Origin of the sequence: Amaricoccus tamworthensis (assembly GCF_049800875.1) — a bacterium.
Lineage (GTDB): Bacteria > Pseudomonadota > Alphaproteobacteria > Rhodobacterales > Rhodobacteraceae > Amaricoccus > Amaricoccus tamworthensis.
Genome location: NZ_JBNAFV010000030.1, coordinates 1 through 19359, shown reverse-complemented (window position 1 = coordinate 19359; position 19359 = coordinate 1). Strand labels below are relative to the sequence as shown.

Annotated in this window: 6 protein-coding genes and 2 pseudogenes; 4 read left to right on the top strand and 4 right to left on the bottom strand. The window is 55.8% G+C overall.

The annotated features are described in order from the left end of the window. The first annotated feature begins 12 nt into the window (after nt 1-12). Nucleotides 13-10362 carry a hypothetical protein gene (locus ACP15P_RS22655; protein WP_424930720.1) on the top strand — a complete coding sequence of 3450 codons (10350 nt, stop codon included), beginning with the start codon at nt 13-15 and terminating at the stop codon, nt 10360-10362. Here the strand turns inward: ACP15P_RS22655 and ACP15P_RS22650 are convergent, their stop codons facing one another. From ACP15P_RS22650 to ACP15P_RS22640, 3 genes are all read right to left on the bottom strand, one after another. Further along, on the bottom strand, nt 10363-11682 hold the full coding sequence (locus ACP15P_RS22650; protein ID WP_106473598.1) for an HlyD family type I secretion periplasmic adaptor subunit: 1320 nt from the start codon (nt 11680-11682) through the stop codon (nt 10363-10365). Next, nucleotides 11679-13850 (bottom strand): type I secretion system permease/ATPase, encoded by a 2172-nt coding sequence (locus ACP15P_RS22645; protein WP_424930719.1) that lies wholly within the window; start codon nt 13848-13850, stop codon nt 11679-11681. Before ACP15P_RS22645 ends, ACP15P_RS22650 begins: the two co-directional genes overlap by 4 nt. A 94-nt stretch (nt 13851-13944) precedes the next feature. Next, nucleotides 13945-15351: a TolC family outer membrane protein gene (locus tag ACP15P_RS22640; protein WP_244614870.1), complete on the bottom strand. Its 1407-nt coding sequence runs from the start codon at nt 15349-15351 to the stop codon at nt 13945-13947. A 181-nt stretch (nt 15352-15532) separates the two neighbouring features. Between ACP15P_RS22640 and ACP15P_RS22635 the strand changes: the two genes are divergently transcribed. After that, nucleotides 15533-16207 (top strand): OmpA family protein, encoded by a 675-nt coding sequence (locus ACP15P_RS22635; protein ID WP_106474175.1) that lies wholly within the window; start codon nt 15533-15535, stop codon nt 16205-16207. Nucleotides 16208-16855: 648 nt separating this feature from the next. Further along, nucleotides 16856-17137, top strand: a pseudogene (locus ACP15P_RS22630) (transposase); the annotation flags it as partial. Nucleotides 17138-17369: 232 nt separating this feature from the next. Here the strand turns inward: ACP15P_RS22630 and ACP15P_RS22625 are convergent. After that, complete coding sequence (locus ACP15P_RS22625) at nt 17370-18392, bottom strand: IS110 family RNA-guided transposase (protein ID WP_106473601.1); 1023 nt, start codon at nt 18390-18392, stop codon at nt 17370-17372. 78 nt (nt 18393-18470) lie between these two features. Between ACP15P_RS22625 and ACP15P_RS22620 the strand changes: the two are divergent. Then, nucleotides 18471-19325: pseudogene (locus ACP15P_RS22620) on the top strand (IS3 family transposase); the annotation flags it as partial. Nucleotides 19326-19359 lie beyond the last annotated feature (34 nt).

Sequence of the window (19359 nt, the reverse complement as noted above, 5' to 3'; positions counted from 1 at the left end):
CCCGAAGGGGATGTGTCGATTGATGACAGCCTGCCGGACAGGGTTGCGGATGAGACCGATGCGGTTGTCGCGTTGGTCCCAGCGTCGCTGTTGCTGCCCGAGGCCACCGATCTGGATGGATCCGAGGCCTTGGGCAGCCTGACCCTGGTGATCGAGGGATTGCCCGGTGACGGCAGTTTTACACTGGCGGATATTGCCGGTCTTCCCGCAGGTGCGGTGGCGGATCTGGCGACAGCGGCGGATGGGGCGTCGACTCTGACGCTGACGATGTCCGCAACGGATGTGGGGGATCTGGCGTCGGCCTATGCCGGGATTATGCTGAACCTGCCTGCGGATTTCTCGACCACCAACCGCTCTGATCTGGATGACGACGGGAATGGCCCGGATGCAGGGGATGCCACGGCCTTGCCGATTACCCTGACCCTGACAGTGCGCACCGACGAGGACCAGGCCAACGGCGACGACACCGCCATTGACGGCGAAGCCACCGCCACCCGCACCATCGATATCGAGCATGAGGCAGACATCAGCCTGTCAGCTCCTGCGCAGGTCACCGGTGTCGAAGACAGCGACAGCGGATCGGGTGTGACCGTGGATCTGGGGATCACGGCGTCGGTAGATGATGCCGATGGGTCCGAGACCGAAGCCATAGGAGATCCAAGATTTGCAGCCGAAGTCAGCATCAGTTTTACCGGGTTGCCAGGTGGAGCCACGGTAAATACCGGGCTTCTCAATGGGGCCAGCTGGACTGGCTCGGTGGCCCAGGCTAATATGCTGACGCTTGGCCTGCCAGAAAATTACGCCGGTGAAGTCTCGCTCTCGATTACGCTGACCACGCCTGAAGGGTCGCAGACCGTTGATCAGGTGGTCGAGATCTCTGGATCAGAGGATCTTAGCCTGGATATTGTCGAACTGGTGACTGCCGAAACCGATGCCGCGGTGCCGGTTGTGCCGTCGGACAGTTGGCAAGTAGTGCTGAGTGACCCTGACGGCAGCGAAGAGGTGGACACCGTGCAGCTGTCTCTGACGGACCTGCCACCGGGGATGACCTTTAATGGGCCTCCGTCCTCGACAATCACCTATGACGCGGCAGCGGGCACGATGGAATTTACGGGGACCTTGGCAGAATATCAGTCTCTGGTGCTTGTCTTTCCACAGGGCTATTCCACCGAAAGTCCCAGTGCGGATGGGCTGGTGATCAATGGCACCCTGTCGGCCACCAGTACCGAGTCCGGAGTTGCGACCTCTAACGTGACGCTGCGCATTATCCCCGAAGGGGATGTGTCGATTGATGACAGCCTGCCGGACAGGGTTGCGGATGAGACCGATGCGGTTGTCGCGTTGGTCCCAGCGTCGCTGTTGCTGCCCGAGGCCACCGATCTGGATGGATCCGAGGCCTTGGGCAGCCTGACCCTGGTGATCGAGGGATTGCCCGGTGACGGCAGTTTTACACTGGCGGATATTGCCGGTCTTCCCGCAGGTGCGGTGGCGGATCTGGCGACAGCGGCGGATGGGGCGTCGACTCTGACGCTGACGATGTCCGCAACGGATGTGGGGGATCTGGCGTCGGCCTATGCCGGGATTATGCTGAACCTGCCTGCGGATTTCTCGACCACCAACCGCTCTGATCTGGATGACGACGGGAATGGCCCGGATGCAGGGGATGCCACGGCCTTGCCGATTACCCTGACCCTGACAGTGCGCACCGACGAGGACCAGGCCAACGGCGACGACACCGCCATTGACGGCGAAGCCACCGCCACCCGCACCATCGATATCGAGCATGAACATGACATCACGCTGGTCGTTGGCGATCCCAGCGATCCGGGCCCTTATCCGATCCCCGTGGTGGTTGGACAAGAGGATGACGGCATCCCTGCAAGTTCGGGGGGAGTGACAGTCACCATTCCTGTTGCGATTACGATTGATGACGCAGACGGTTCCGAAACCGCTGATACCAGTGACCCTCGGTTTGCGGCGCAGGTTCACATGCTGTTTGTCAACTTGCCCGCAGGTGCAACGGTCAATGCCGGAACGCTTACGGGTACAGTCTGGACAGGTTCCGTAGCCGAGGCAACGACCCCGCTCGAATTGAGCCTGCCCGGAGACTATGCCGGGATCATACCGGTCCTGATTGCGGTGCGAACCCCCGAAGGAGCAGTGGCTGACCTGTTGGCAGTTGCCATAACGCCAACGCCGGATGTCGTTGTTGATGGTGAAGTCATCGCCCAGGAAACAGACGCTGTTGTGTCGGTTCTGGTGTCGGATTTTGTTGATGTCGCTATCACCGATCCGAACGAGATCTTTATGGGGCTGGATTTCACTCTGCCGGGGTTGCCTGCCGGAACCACCGCAACCAATGTCAACACAGGTGACCCGGTGGGGAGTTTTACGACCCAGCCTGGTGGCACAGTCACATTCATCTACAATTCGCCAGCCGATGGGGCCTTGCCTAACGAGGTGCAGATCAACTTTCCGACCGACTACTCCTCGACCAATCCTGCAACCGATCTGATTGCTGATATGACCGTGATCACCGAAGAGATCGGTGCGCCGGGGATACCCTTGACGACAGACGCAGATGTTTTGCTGACGGTCCGCCACGAGGGAGATATTCGGATCGACGGTAGCGGAGCCCTGTCCCTGTCCGAGACCGATGACGTGGTTGATTTCAAACCGGTTGACGGCCTGAACCCGGTGGCAACTGACGCGGATGGCTCTGAAAGTGTCACGCATGTCTTGGTGAACTTTTCGAACCTCCCAAGTGGGGCAATGTTTGCGGCAGATGGCATCAACTTTGCTGCGGTTCCTGCCAGTGGCGCCATATTGGTCACTGCAACGGAATACGACAGTCTGGTTGTGCGCCTGCCACGGGATTATTCCACGGAAAACCCTGCCGAAACCGTCACTGCCAATGTGGTGGCAGTGACCGATGAAGGTGGGTTTGCCCAAGATACCCTGACGATCTCTGTCACTTCCGAAGGGGATCTGACGGTGACTGGCAGTGGTGTCATCACATTGACCGAGAACGACCGTCCTGGTGATCCTGATGATGACACAACTACCTTTGCTCCACTGGATTTTTCCCTGTCGGATGCCATTCAGGCTGCGGCGACAGACGCCGACGGTTCCGAAAGCATTGTGCAGGTGGATGTGGCGATAACGGGTCTGCCAGATGGTACCCAGATTTCGACAGATGGTGGTGGAACCTTTTCCACGGTGCCTGCCGGACCTCTGTTTTCTGTATCCCTGAGTGAGGCCGAATATAACAACGTGGTCATTCGCCTGCCGTACGATTTTTCAACCGAAAGCCCGGGCAGCGCAATTACGGGTACAGCGACCTTTGTCACTGACGAGGCCATCTTGGCCGGAGAGACAGATACCGGGCCAGACGATGGAATCGAAACTGCGGGGTTCACGGTCACGGTATCGGCCGAGGCGGATGTGAATGTTTTTGCGCCGGATTATGTCGGAAACGAAGATCAACCGCCGCATCAGCTGAACCTGGATGCGGCCCTGTCTGACATGGACTTTTCAGAGGTGGTCACCGGTATCACGGTCACATTCACGGATCTGCCCACCAATACAGCCAGCAATGGCCCGATCATCATTGAAACTGACCGGGCCAGCTATACTGTTGAAAATACGTCAACCTTCTCGATGACACTTGCTGATATGACTGAGCTGCGGTCGATCAAGTTCAGTCAACTCCCGGAACATTTTTCCGGGATCATCAATGGCGACCTGACAATTGTCTCGAATGAATCTGGCCCAGCAGGGGTCAGCCAGTCGTTTGAAGTGGATATCCTGCCTGATGCCGAGACGGAACTGGAGGTTTCGATTGATACCTCTGAGAGTGGTGTCGGTAGCACTGCCACTGGCGACTATGTGGTCAAGGAGGATCATAGTTTCCTGGTGAACATCAGAGGGTCTACTCCTGATCAGGATGGGTCTGAATCTCTTCAGACACTGGAGATCCACAACGTTCCTGTGGGCTGGCTGACTGATGATGGCTCGGGCAATATAGATATGAGCCAATTTGAGGGGGATACCTCTGCAATTGCCAGTGCAACAGTGGCGGGTACGCTGGTTACAATCACATTCAATCCCGGCACTGTGGATTTCGATGCCGGGCTTCGCTTTACCCTTCTTCAACATGACGACCGGGATCTGGAAACGATCCTGCACAGCGAAGACCTGCAGTTTGTCTTGAATGGAGTTGATACAGCCGCCGGGCTTTCGGATAACAACGACAGTGTTAGCCAGTATATCGATGTGGATGTCGATGCGGTCGTGGATGGATTGCGGCTACATGGCGAAGAGACCATAACCCAAGAGAACCAGAATGGTCCAGTCACCATAGGCCTTGGTGTCGACAGGTTTGCGCTTAAAGACAATGACGGCTCGGAGACAATCAATAGCGTGCAACTGGCGGTGACAATAGCCACAGCCAGCGATGGGTTTGATGCGCGCAGCGATATGGGGCTTGCCACTGCCAGCGCGGGGCATTCCGGCTATATCCAGATCGGCATTGATCCAGCGTCGACAGCTGAGACGGTGATCTACACTCTAGAACCGGCAGCGGGTGTCTCATTCGCGCATTTCTCTGCGGCGGTTAGGGATTTGGAACTGGAATTCCCGGCCAAGTTCAGCGGTGGAATTGATGTTGTGCTTAGTGTCGAGCATCAGGAGACCACAACGCCAGCCAACAACCCGGAAGATCCGGCCAGTGGCTATGCCGGAGATCACGAATATGATGGGTCTGACAATGTAAAGACCTCAACTCTGGAGCTGCACCACGAGATTGAACCGGTTGTGGATATCGACATTGCGATGCGTGTTTTTGCGGTGAATGGTGACTTTGTCAGCGATGGGTTCCCCGCCGAAGTCTCTGGCACGGCTGATACGGGTCAGTCTGTGACCGTTAGCGATATTATCGAATTCCTTGAAAGTACCGCTGATGGATCAGGGGAAGGGCAGGTAACGTTCTTTGTTGGTCTGTCTGGAGCCACGACGGATTCAGATGGTTCCGAGGAAATCGGAACGATGGTGATTTCAAATATTCCATCCGCATGGATCGATCATGCGCTGGACGGGGTAACCTTGCTGCGCGCCGGTCTGTTTGATGCAACCGGCACTGCACCGATTTCAAATGCCCAGTGGGATCAGATTGACAGCGCAGTGTACGATCCTGCGACCGGTGATCTGACCGTGACATTCCTTCCTGATGTCACAGGCTTTGACTTTGCTCTGGGATTGCAGCCTTCGCTTTATGAAGACTATGATTTTGATCGCTCGGATAGCGATGCGTTTACGGCAGAAGGCGCGTTTTTTGGCGATGAGCTCAACATCGAAGTCAGCGCTCGGGATACAAACACATTGCAAACGGATGTGGACCAGTCGGATATCACATTTGATGTGGATGTTGGGCCGGTCAATAACACCGTGGTGATTATCAGCATACCGCCCGGAAATGAGCAGGTCATTGATGATGCCGGTGGCGTCTGGCAGATACCGTTTACACCTGTCATCCAGGACAGCGACGGGTCCGAGGAAATCATTTCGGTTGTCATTCGCGGATTGCCATCGGGCATTACCGTATTTGTTCCGGATCCGGCCAATCCCGGTGGCGAAAAAATCCCTGCTGTTATCACAGATGTAAGTGGAGCGGGAGCAGCCGACTGGAGTTTGGACGCCGGGCAATGGGACGGCGTAGAATTGCGGGGGATCCCCCGGCATTTTGCTGGTGACTACCCCATTACGCTAGAGGCCGTGACCCAAGAGGCTGATGGCGGCACCGCGACAACAACATTGAATGTGACGCTTCGAGTGGAGCCAGTGGTGGACGGTGGCAACCCATCGGAACATGTCGAAACCATGGAGGACACTGCGGTCCATGTGGTGTTGGATGGCAATATCATCGACAACTCGGGGAACTCTCCGGGATCGCCGGAAATTATCCTCGATTTCTTTACCATACACGATATTCAGGCAGATGATTTTGGCCGGTTGCCAAGGTTCTTTGATGGGGTGCCCGTACCAGACCCGGCCAATCCGGGCAGTTACACCAATGAATTGACCGCAGCGCCGGGATTGCCGCTGTTGATCTCTCCCAGTCAGGCTGCAAATCTTTATGTTCTGCCGCCTCAGGATAGCAACCAGGACTTTGTCCCTGAGGGTACGGGACCAGGGTATCTGTTCCAAGTCACTTTAACCTACCAGGAAACTTTGGACCCCACCCAAACCTTGTCCAGCACTGGCAGGGTGACCATGGAACTGACAGGCGTTGCCGACACGCCGCAGATTGCTGTGCAAGAGGCCGATCCGGACCAGACCAGTGGCGATCCTGTCATTGCACCGGGTGATGTGCATGTCGAATTTCGACCAGGTAGCGAAGACACAGATGGGGCAGGGCCAGCAGGGAACTCCGGGACAGAGAATTATCACCGCCTATATGGTTATGCCGGGGAGGATACTAAACCGTTTCTTCTGGATCAGCGGCTGACCAATTATGTCCTGCAAAACGGCGTGGCACAGACGGTTCTGGATCAAGAGAATGGTGTACCAGGCGCGGATGTTTTTCAGGCCGCCGATCCGATTACGGGCGAGATGTCCGAGATCTTTGTCGGCGGTGGTACGCCCTTTGATGGCTCGGAAACCCTATATTATTTGATCTCAGGCATTCCCAGTGGAGTAGGGTTCGAAGGCGGTACTCCGGTCGACAGCAGCGGTGAAACCTATCTGGTGATGGAAGGGCAGCTGGATACGCTGGCCTTCATTCCTGAAAACGTGGATGAAGTCACCTATTACGATCTGACATTGACCGCAATTGTCATGGAAAATGACGCGGATCCCGCTGCATTGGCTGCGGCTCGGGCTGCGGCAACCGACCCTGGAACCGGAGAGCTTGACCTTGATCAGTTCCTGAACGCAATCAGAAGCAACCCCGGGTTCGCGACAGCTGAGGACGACTTTACTGTCGTGGTTCTGCCCGAGACTGGTGGGGGCATCGACCCTTGCCCACCAGAAGAGCTGTTGCCACCAAGCCTGTCATTGGTTGGCTCAGGAGATGAGGATACCCAGATTGAGCTGCATCTGGCACTTGATCCTGGTGGTAACCCACAGTTCGATGACATTTCTGACCTGATCAATCTGCCCCTGGGGATCACGGGGGATCTTGGCATTCTGATAGATTTGCCGCCGGGCGCGAGCCTGACAAGCGACGTGCCAGGGGCAGTGGTTTATGACCCGATTTCGGGGGGATATGCCATTGACCTGGCCAAGTTGATTGGCAACCCAGCGCCCGGTTCCCTGCAATCTGAAGGCGCGCTTTTGTATACGCCGCCCGAGCATGAATCGAGCCCGGTAAACCCGTTCGATCCCAATGAAACTTTTGGGCCGGATGATCCCTATGACAATCTGTCTGGGTTGGATTACCGGCTGGTTCTGAACAATATCACCTGCGGAACGACGTCGACTGCCAATGGCAATTTTAGCTTTGTTATCAACCCTGTCGTTGATGGTCCGGACATGGTGTTTGGCGGCAGCAGATCCTTTGACGAAGATACCGAATATCTTCCTAATATTTCGGTCACTGGACCGGATGGCGGTGAACGTCTGGTTGGCAATGTCAGCATTACCCTGGGAGAAGGAGGGCGTCTGTTTGTAAGTGGCGTGGAATTGCCCCCAGACGCCTTGGATCCAGTAACCGGAGACGCTTCTTTTACCGTGACACCTGCACAACTGGCGGATCTCAGCATCATGGCAGCCGAGCATTACTCGGGCCCGATGAGCATCACGGTAACGGCAACCGCTGAAGATATTGATGGCAGTACGTTGTCGCGGACGGAAACACGTACTGTAGATGTGATCCCGGTGGCTGATGAGCCTGTATTCATTCCGGATACTTCGAATGTAGATCCCGAAACCGGCAATCCGTTTATTGATGTGTCTGATCCGAACCTGCCGGTGATAACTATCATCGAGGATCAGTGGTTCACCCTATGGGATGCGCTACAGGCGATGCCACCAGATCAGGACGGCTCCGAAGCCGTATCTGCCACAATAGGAACTATCCCAGATTATCTGGAAATACGTGCCACCGGCGGTGCCTCTTTGATCAACAATGGTGACGGCACCTATTCGATCCGTGCCGAAGACCTGGACAAGGTTGAGTTTAAACTAAAAGATGAGCACGCGCGCACGCCAGACCCGCTCGATGCCGATATTCCTGCTCAAATTCCGATCACCATTACCTTGAATACGCTCGAAATTGCAAACTCGGACGAAGCCTCTGGTCAACAGGACATCCTGATCCAGGTTCGCCCGGATGCGGACGAGCCGACGGTGACGGCTTCGGTTTCTCCAACAGATGGGGTCGAGGATCAGCCAACGCCATATACGCTGACAATTTCAGCGGATACTCCGGACTTTCACGAAGTGATTTCACTTCAGCTTACGGGGGTGCCGCTTGGTGGGCAGATCCTGCTGGATGGCGTGCCTCTGACAGTGACAGGTGGCGTTGTTGAGATTCCAGCTGTTGCTGACGCAGGTGGTAGCGGAACCAATCCGTTTGTGCCGGATGGCACAGTGACTTTTGTCCCTCCACTGGATTTTGCAGGGGATGTTTCATTTTCGGTTGTCGCCACGACTACGGATAGCTCCCCCCTGTTTACCGATACGGAAGATTCCGATGCCGTATTGGTGGATTTTGACATCGCGGTGTCACCGGATCTTGATTTTGCAATCAACGATGCTTCGGTGGTTTTGACTGAAGCAGATTCCTTGTTGGTGTATCATCCATCTGATGATGTGACCGTGGACGTTACAGATGTCGACGGCTCCGAAATTGCCACCGTGACCTACACGCTGACCGGTGTCCCAGCTGGCACCTTTGGGTTCTATGGGGGCAGTTTTGTCTTTGCCAGTGGCGGCACACTCAGCTTTAGCGGCACCGAGGCCGAGTTTGCTGCCTTACAAATTACATTCCCAGCTCATGCGGCCACCAATGGGACCTCGATTGCTGGTTTTGTAACGGCAGTTACAAACGAAGGCGGCAGCGATGGGGGCAGTTTCACGATTGATATCGATGGTGAACTTGACCTGGCGGTTAGCGTAACACCGGTAGGTGGGACGCAAGACGGCAACCCGGTGGTTATTGATATGGGGATCAATGCGGATCTGACCCATTCGGCAGCCGAAGACTATGAATGGCTAGAACAGGTTGTGGTCAGTTTTGATGCCGCACTACCCGAAGGGAGCAGCGCCAGTTCCGGGGTGTTGTCGACGGATCGTCAAACCCTGACGCTAACCCGTGGGGCAATGGACCCTGCAGGTTTTGCGGCGACTGTTGCGGCCCTGACCTTGACCGTCCCCGGCAGCTTTGCAGGGGATATCACCGGAACTGTGACAGCTGAGACAAATCACGGCGCAGAAACGCCGGTCGCTTTCTCGGTAACGGTTGTCGAAGATGGTTCGCCAGATGTGACCGGGCCGGTCACATTCTCAACCGCAGATCCGGTGTCTACGGTCACGTTTACAGAACTCTTGGCCAACTCCAGTGACACCGACCTGCCTTTGGGAATTCAAAACATTTCAACAGCGGATCCAGACGTATCGCTCATCGTGACTGCAAACTCGGTGCAGATTACCGTGCCGGATGGCTATGTCGGCACACCTGTTCTGTCCTATGAAGTGGTCGACAGTGGAGGCTTGTCTACGGCCACCACGGCAAATCTGGATATTGATACGCTGCAAATGGAAGCAACAGGGTCCACAGTGATCGGGCCGTCTGGCGGCACCCATGATTTGATGGATGACGTGACTGGCGCCCCTGGCGGATCGGACATCGCCAAGGGAACTGCAGGCAACGATGCGGTGGTGTATGACGCTTCAGGCAGCGACTACAGCGAGATAGAGGGCTTTTCGCTGCTGGGAGGGAATGATTTTGTTGACCTGTCAACCTCAAGTGCAGGATATTCTGTCGACCTTGGCAGCGGCGCGGACTGGGCTGTTGGTGGACAAGGGCAGGACACCCTACAAGGCGGATTGGGCGCCGATGTGCTGGATGGCGGTTTGGGGAATGACATCCTGACCGGAGGCTGGGGAAATGACATCTTTGTTCTGGGAACCGGAGGCATTGATCAGATCACCGACTATCAGGAAACCGGTGGGCTTGGCGTCGATCAAATCGACCTGACAGCTCTGGGTATCATAACCCAAGCCGATATCAGTTTTGACGGCTTCGGAAACCTGTCGGTTAGTGGTACGCAATATGCGAGCGTGTCCGACGGCGGTGGCATTCCATCCCAGGTCGAGGTGATTTTTGAAGCGGCGTCAGGAGAGGCCACGGCGATCATCTGATCAGCGTTCGCGAAGAGCCTCGGCACGCGCTTTACGCAGTGGCTTAAGAATGTAGTCAAGAACGGTGCGCTCGCCCGTCAGGATATCGACGGTGGCCACCATGCCGGGGCGTATTTCGTGACGTTCGTCACCTCGGCGCAGCTCTGTGCTTGCGGTTTCCACAACAATCGGGAAATAGATTTCCCCTGTTGCTTCATCGGTCTTGGCATCGGCACCGATACGGGTGACTTCTCCCTCCAGCGCACCGTAGATTGTAAAATCAAACGACGTCAGTTTGACCTTGGCTGACAGGCCTGGGCGAATGAACGCAATGTCTTCGGGTCGGACACGAGCCTCTACCTGCAAGCTGTCTTCAAGCGGGACAATGCGCAGAACCTCTTCGCCGGGTTTGACCACCTCATCAATTGTATTGACGTTCAATTGTGTCACCAGCCCGTTTACCGGCGCACGCAGACTGGCACGGTTCACAGCACTTGTGGCCCGTTTCATCGTCTCCTCAATCACTTCCAGCTTACTCTGGGTCTCGGCTCGTTCGGCGCTGATTTCGGCCTGCCGTTTGAGTTCCAGCTCGCGCAAGCGCGCCTCAGACTCGCGCAGCGCCGCACGTGCCTGCCCCTGCAGGCTTTCCTGATTGTCACGTTCTTGCCGCTTGGCCGAACGTTCGCGCTCTAGCGGCAGTATTTGGGTGCGCGGGATCACCCCTGATGCAGTCTTGAGGTCGATTTCCTCGCTTAACAGGGCAAGGCTCTCGTCGATCCGCAGCATTGCGGCCCCTAGCTTCGAGACTTCTTGCCGCGCCTGGTCTATCTGGGCCTCTAACACGGCCCGCTGCCCGATATACGATGCCAGGCGGTTATCGAACAATGCTTTTTCCCGCAGCGCAATTGGTGCGTCTTCTGCAACCGCTGAGCTAGAAAAGTCGAGTGTTTCAATCCCTGCTGCTTCGGTTTCAAGCCGCAATGTGCGGACCAACAAGGCTTCGTGCTGTGCAACCAGCTCGCCCAAATTGGTCGAGGCCGAGGTGTCGTCGATCCGGACCAAAACATCCCCACGCACCACCTCGTCACCCTCGGCCACATGGATTTCTCGCACCACACCACCTTCCAAGCTTTCGACGGTGCGTGCGCGTCCCGAAGGGACAACGCGGCCCTGTGCGCGTGCAACCTCTTCCAATGTTGCCCAGGCAGCCCATGCAAGGCCAAGACCAGCCAAAGTAATCACCAGAACCAGCGCAAAGGTCAGTGCGCGATGCGCGCTGCCAAGACGGGCTGCCTCTGCGCCTTGGGCAAAATCCCGCAGCTCCCAATCCTGTCGGCTCAAGTGGCTTTCTCCTCTGTGGGAGTTTTCAATGCAGTAAGAACTTGATCTCTGGGGCCGTCATGCAGGATTTTCCCCTGATCCAGCACTAGCAATCTTGTAGTCAGGCTGAGCAGGCTTCTCCGGTGTGTCGAAATAATCAAAGTCATCGGCCGATGGGCAAGCAGATAGGACAAGCGCTTTACAAACCTGGCTTCGTTGGCCTGATCCATAGATGAGGTGGGCTCATCCAGTATCAGTACTTTGGGGTTTTGCAGCAGGGCACGCGCCAGGGCGACCATCTGGCGCTGACCGCCTGACAGATTGCGCCCTCGTTCTGTGATCTGCATGCCATAGCCCTGGGGATGGGCCATCGCGATTTGGTCTACCCCGGCCAATTTGGCGGCTCGCAAGATTTCGACATCGCGGGCATCGGACAATCCAAACGCAATGTTTTCGGCCAGTGAGCCGGAAAACAGCACCGCCTCTTGTGGCACCAGCTGCACGGCGCTGCGCAATTGGGCCGTGCTGAGCTGTTTCATGTTGATGCCATCCAGACGCACCATGCCCGAGGTCGGTTCATACAATCCGGCCAGCAGCCGCACCAAGCTCGTTTTGCCCGCACCAACCGGGCCAACAATGCCAATGCATTCTTTTGGCTGCACCGTAAGGTCAGACACCTCCATCGCGTCAACCTCGGCGCCGGGGTATCTAAGCCCGGCTTGGTCTAAGTTGATCTCGCCGTCATGGATCTGGGCGTTTAGCCTGTGTTTCGTCCGGCTGGAATCAGACCCAAGAGCCATCAGCTGGTCAAGGTTGCGCAGGGTCGACAGGGCATAGCTGCCTCGTAGGAACAGACCGGACAAAGCGGCCATCGGGGCCATGGCCCGCCCGGACAGGATAACCGAGGCAATCACGGCCCCCATGGTAAGCTGCCCGTTCAGGGCCATGTAGACCCCGATAATGACAATCCCGATCGACGACATCTGCTGCAGCAGCGATGTCACCGTGGTTGCAAAAGTCGCAAGCCAACGGCTGCGTTCCTGGGCCGTCGCACTGGCCGCGACCTGGGTTTCCCAGCGGTGCTGCATCCGCCCCTGACCAGCAACGGCCTTGAGCGTTTCAAGATCTGTTACTGCTTCGACGACAACCGCGTTCTTGTTACCGCTGGTCTGGCGTGCATCGTTACTGGCGCGGCGCAGCGGGATCAAAACTCCAATCCCCACACAGAGCGTCACCAAAAGGGCTACTGCTGGGGGCAGGGCGAGAGGACCGCCGATATAGGCAATCACCGCTACGAACAGCACGCTGAAAACCAGATCGGTCATCGAGGCCACAGTCTGTGAGCCAAAGAAATCGCGGACCTGCTCGTAATCTTTGAGCGAATTCATGAGCGCGCCGGATGAACGATCCAGATTTTCCAGCTTTAGCCCAGCGATCTGCTGAAACAAAAGCGATGAAACCACCAGATCAACACGTCGGCCCACCTTATCCACGATGCCAGCCCGTAGCCCCTTTAGTCCCGCATCCAGTAGCAGTGCTATTGCAACGCCGGCGACCAGCGACCATAGCGTTGTGATGGCGGCATTCGGAAACACGCGATCATACACGTTCATTGTGAACATCGGCACGACCAGCGCCAGCGCGTTCACAACAGCCGAGGCAAGAATGACCTGCATATAGTCTGGCCAGTTTCGAAAGACAGTACCCCAGAACCAGCGTCTGGGTACATTGGCGCTGGCATCGCCAACATGTGCCGTCTGGGAAGGTCCCTGCAGAACCAGCGCATGGCCCGAGTAATCTGCCTCTATTTGATCTGCAGGCAGCGTCACAGGAAGAGGACCCTGAGATGGTCGCAAGACCTCGACGTCACCGGTAGAAGAGTGGGAAATCAGCACACAGGCGTCGCGGCCTGACAAGAACAGAACCGCAGGCAGGACTGAAACAGGCAAATCCTTCAGGCGGCCCTGACGGGTCAGCATGGCCCTGAACTCTTGCCCTGCTGCCGCGCGTATGGCCAATTCGGGGGTCATCTTCCCGCCGGTTGGCAGCGGTAACCCAGAACGCAGGGTGCTCTCGTCAATATCCCGCCCCATGCGCCGCATGGCTTCTGCCAGCGAGGCAGCTAGAGGATCAAGAGGGCGGTCTTCGATTTGCCAATCCGCGACCTTAGAGGACTCTGCCTGTACCACCCGACGGCTTGGCGAAACCGCAAGTTTGCTTCGAAATTCTGGCGCTGTGTCGTCAGTCAGGGAAATTGCAGCGGTCTCCTATACCGGCTTTGGCCTATTTTTTTTTTGATACATTTCGTCGCCAATTGCTAAAGGACTTGGCGTCAAAATGCTGATTGGGTTCGGCAGAGCTAACCGGTGGCGCTCCGGCTTGGTCACGGGCATAGGGTTTTGCATCTTCCGGGGGCTCAATGCCGAGCGAAGACAACAACGTACCTGACGCTGCCAGCACGCGATATTCTACGTAAACGCTTAGAGAACGGGCATTGATCAGTTCGGCCTGTGCCCGCACCAGTGCGTTCTGGGTGTTGAGAACATCCAAAAGCGAACGGGCGCCAACAATGAACTCTTTTTCGTAAGTGTCACGTAGCTCTTGCAGTTCTGAGACCTGGTTTTCCAATAGGCCTACGCGGCGGTGGATCTGTACCATAGAGTTCCAGCTGTGACGCATTTCACGTTCAACCAACCGGGTTTGTGACAACAGCCGTGCCCGGCTTTCGTGGACGCGCCGTGCTTGTTCCTCGCGCTGGGCCCGTTGGGCACCGCCCTGTAGCTCGTATGTAAGCCGTATGCCGAGAGACACATCATTGACGCGACCATCTATGCCGTTGAGATCATCACCGTACCGTCCCTCCAATACCAGATCCAGGCTGGGAAACAGGTTGTGTTTGGCACGCCGCGCCATCGCGTCGGCAGCGCCAACATCAGCTTGTGAGAACTTGATGGTTGGATTGTGCCGCCGCGCCGTTGCCAGCGCCAGATCCAGTGAACCAGGTACCGAGGCTGCTATGGATCGAACAGGCGACAGGGACTGGGGGGCAATACCTACGACCTCCAGGAACATCGCCTCGGTATCCGCTTGATCCAGTTCGAACTGGAGCAAAATATCCTGCGCTACCAGCAGACGCTCTTCTGCCTGCAGCAAATCGCTGGGGCCGACGACCCCATTGTCAAACGCCTTTTGCAGACGAGACACTGCGGTGCGGTGATAGGCGATGTTTGAACGCGCCAAAGACACCTGCGCACGCATTCGTCTTACGTCGGCAAAAACGCGCACAGCCTCGAGTGCGAGAAACTCGGATCTTTCAAGAACACGCAACGCGGCTGCATCGACCCGATATGCCTGCCGTTCGATTTCTGATCGTGTCCAATACCCGTCAAACAAACGTTGCGAAATCGAGGCCGAAAGCTCGTATCCCTGAATATAACCACCGGTGCCATTGGTCGTTTCTCCGATGTCACGGCTGGTCCCGGTCCAACCATCCAACGAGAACTTGGGGGCGCGAAAGGCGCGGGCGCGTTCCAATTCGAACTCAACCGCCTGTTTGTTGAACTCAGCAGCCTGAATGTCCGGATTGCTTTCAAGCACATAGGTAATAGCATCAGACACGCTGAGTGCCATAGCTGCAGTCGAAATTGAAAGGCCGGCGACAACGCCGTGAAAAAACAATGAAATTCGCACGATACACCTCAAAATAGTATTGGTATCTTCTGCCCAAACTATCGGATTTTGAAACAAAGAGCTAGCACTGAAACAAAGAGGGGAGACTATCCTTGAGTGCGTAGTTGCCATTTGACGGCAAAACGACGAAGATGAGTGGGCTTTTCTGAGCGTTATCTTACTTGAGATGGATTTTGAAACCATGAGATTTCTTGCTGTTGTGAGCTCAGTAATTTTTCTGTTCTCGGCCGGAGTGACCTGGTCTCAGGCACTTGGGGAGGTGAATTTTAGTTTTGATTCTAGTGTGTTAAGTGGCGAAGCGCTGGAGCAGGTCCAATCTATTGCGCTCCAGTTGAAGTCCAGCGGCAGCTACAAGCAAACAGTTCTGATCGGACATACGGATGCAGTCGGGGGGGCGGGGTATAATCAATCCCTTGGCCTGCGTCGGGCCGAAGCCGTTCGAAATGCGTTGATTGCTGCTGGTGTTCCAGCCAGTCGAATTGGCACTGTGGCCAGCCGTGGCAAAAATGAACTGTTGGTAAGTGTCGCCGGACCAGAGCTACGCAACCGCAGGGTATCGGTTTCTCTGGATGACATCATGGGTGCCTGCCGCAGTTGGCGCGATGTTGGATTGACCACTGAGTCTGTTGGTGGCGCTCTTCAGCAAGATCTTGCAACGCGCCTGCAAGAGGCAACGCAGACCTATTCACGGCTCTCTGGCTCCGGTCGAAATGGTTCGGCGTATCAAATGGCCGGCGCCGCGCGCGAGGATTGCGATGTCGCTGTTGGTTACAGAGCTGATACGGTTCGCAAACTGGAATATGCAAAGCGCTGTTTTTGCAATTATGCGCGCATGAAAGTGGCTGTGGGTGACTAAGTCGGGCTGTCTTCGGTCCGCGTTTCGCTATCACAGCAGACTGACCGAGCAACTGAACTGACAAGTCCGGTTCATACGGCACTATGCAAAATGCTGTTCATGTTAGAAGGGAGCGGTGCTCTAGCGCCGAACATAGCTAAGCAACGAGGTAGTTGCGTCTTGGCACTTGGGGGCTGATGAATTGGAGGCGAGTACCGGAATCGAACCAGTGTACACGGATTTGCAAACCGGAGTAAACGGATTAAAAATCAGTTACTTACAAGTTGCTAGTTGGTGCTGCGTGACACGCTCTGGGGCGGGTGTTTTTCCGTCGAAATGCCGTTGAATAAAATGTGTTTTAAAACAATGATTTAAGCGGCCTTCCGGTGCCGGAGAAATTTCGAGAGTGAAAACGCTTCGGTAGCTTGGAGTTTTTTCAGAAAATGATGGTTGCTCCCAAAGGCGCTATTCGTTCGGAACCCAAAAAAACGGGCTTAGTGTTAGGATGGAAGGATGTTGCCGAAATTGTTGAGTTTAAAAGTATAGCATTAGCCTCTGCGGAAGATATTGGTTCGATGGTATTCCATGTAGGCTGCTTGCCCCTTAGTGAGGGTGATCCTCCCCCACTGAAGTGGTCCGCCGCTATGTTTAGAAAACGGAGGATTCACGATGGGAAATAAGCGACACAAGCCCGAGGAAATTGTCACGAAGTTACGGCAGGTTGAGGTGCTTGTCGGGCAAGGAATGGCGCGGGTTGATGCTATCCGTGAGGTTCGCATAACCGAACAGACCTATTATCGCTGGCGCAAGCAATATGGTGGGATGGGAACCGACCAACTTAGGGAACTAAAACGCCTTCAGAAGGAGAACGAACGGCTGAGAAAGGCTGTGTCCGACCTCACTCTGGACAAGTTGATCTTGGCGGAAGCTGCGAAGGGAAATGTATGGTCCGCCCGCGATATGCAATCTCAGATTTCGATGCGCTGAACTGTTGCGTCAATGTATCCGGCCTCTGTGTGGAGCACTCAGCTCCGGGCCTTGATGGGTATCCGCTGCCGCATATTGCTTGATACTAGCTCGGCCAGAACTGGCCAGTTTCCCTCTTCAGCATCTATGCGTGGCGGATCGTTGCAGCGCCATCTCCTCTCACATCGCACATCATTCTTGGGCTTCAGGCTTACGATTAAGCCGGAAGCGATCTGTATTCCGTTTCATTGGCCAATACTGACCAGGCAATTCGCGCCAGTTTGTTTGCCAAAGCCACGGTGGCGATATTCTTGTGGGTTCGCTGTTCAAGGTCATTAAGCCATGTTCCAATCCGGTGCGTCGAACGGTTCCCGTTCATTTTGAAGCTCCGGGCGCCATGGATGAACATTCGGCGGAGATATGTATTCCCGCGCTTTGTGATGCCGCCCAATCTGGTCCTGCCGCCGGTCGACATTTGCCTTGGCACCAACCCGAGCCATGTTGCAAAGTCCCGCCCTCTTCCAAAGGCTGATCCGTCTGCGACGGCCGCAATCGTTGCTGTCGCGACCAACGGTCCGACACCTGGTACTGTCATCAGGCGTTGGCAGGCCGGATCTTTCTTGGCAAGAGCCTCGAGTTCTTGGGTGAGGGTCCGAACGGCAGCATCTGTTGACTGCCATTCTGCCCAGAGACCCGAGATTAGGGTTCGCATGGCTGGCGACACGGTTGTGTTCTCTTCTTCAAGAAGGTTCTGAACCACACCTCGCAATCCGCCACGCCCTTGGCGCATGGTAATCCCATGTTCAACCAAAAGCCCTCGGATTTGATTGCTGACAGCAGTGCGACGGCCTACCAGACGGTCCCGAACGCGATGAACAGCCTGTAATTCTAGCTGTTCTCGTGTCTTGATCGGAACGAACCGCATTGTCGGTCTTTGGACCGCCTCGCAGATTGCTTCGGCATCAAGAAAGTCGTTCTTCTGAGTTCTGAGATATGGCTTCACATATTGGGCCGGCATCAAACGCGCATCATGGCCCAACTCTGTTAGAGTACGCGCGATATAGTGGGCGCTGGCACAAGCCTCCATTCCGACCAAACACGGTGGCAGGGACCGAAACAGCGCGAACAGTTGTGGTCTGGTGTACTTCCTGCGCTTTACGATGTGCCCTTGGACGTCCATCGCCACGACGTGAAAAACATTCTTGCCGAGATCGATCCCGACGACTGCAAACTCTGACATGATCCTTTCCTCTTTTTTTGATCTATAGGGAGGATGACCTGAACAGTCGCTCTCCCGAAAGGGCGGACCATCCCATTACTTCTAAGCCCCGCGCGTCGCCGGACTTGTATCGATCACGTGCGAAGCCAGTTCCGGATTTCTGAACGTCGAGCCTGTCGTGTGCTGAAGCAACACCGATCTACACAACGAAAGTTGCCTCGGGGCCGAGCCGATGAAGAGAAACTGGCCGCGGATATGATTGAGCTGGCACGTCAGTATGGCCGATACGGTTACCGCCGGATCGCGGCATTGCTGAGAGATGGAGGCTGGCAAATCAACGACAAGCGTGTGGAGCGTCTGTGGCGACGTGAGGGGCTGAAAGTGCCAATGAAACAACCGACGAAAGGGCGGCTCTGGCTGAATGATGGATCATGCGTTCGGCTCCGGCCCGAGCATCGCAATCACGTCTGGTCTTATGACTTCGTGCATCATCGAACCGACGATGGGAAGGTGTTCCGCACTTTGAACATCCTCGACGAACACAGCCGGGAATGTCTGGCAATCAGGGTAAAGCGCAAGCTGAACTCTGGCGATGTGATCGACGCCTTGAGCGACCTGTTCATCCTGCGCGGTGTGCCTTCCTATATCCGCTCTGACAACGGCCCAGAGTTCATTGCTCAGGCGGTTCAGGACTGGATTAAAGCCGTTGGCGCCAAGACCGCCTACATCCAGCCGGGCAGCCCCTGGGAGAACGGATACTGCGAAAGCTTCAACGCCCGGTTCCGCGACGAGTTTCTAAACGGTGAGGTCTTCTACAGCCTGCGCGAGGCTCAAATCCTGATCGAACAATGGAGGAAACACTACAACACCAAACGACCGCATAGTGCTCTGGGCTACCGCCCGCCGGCGCCGGAAACCGTCGTCCCGATGGACCAGAGGCCAATCATGCACTAACAATCAAACTGGACCACTTGGGTGGGGCTGATCA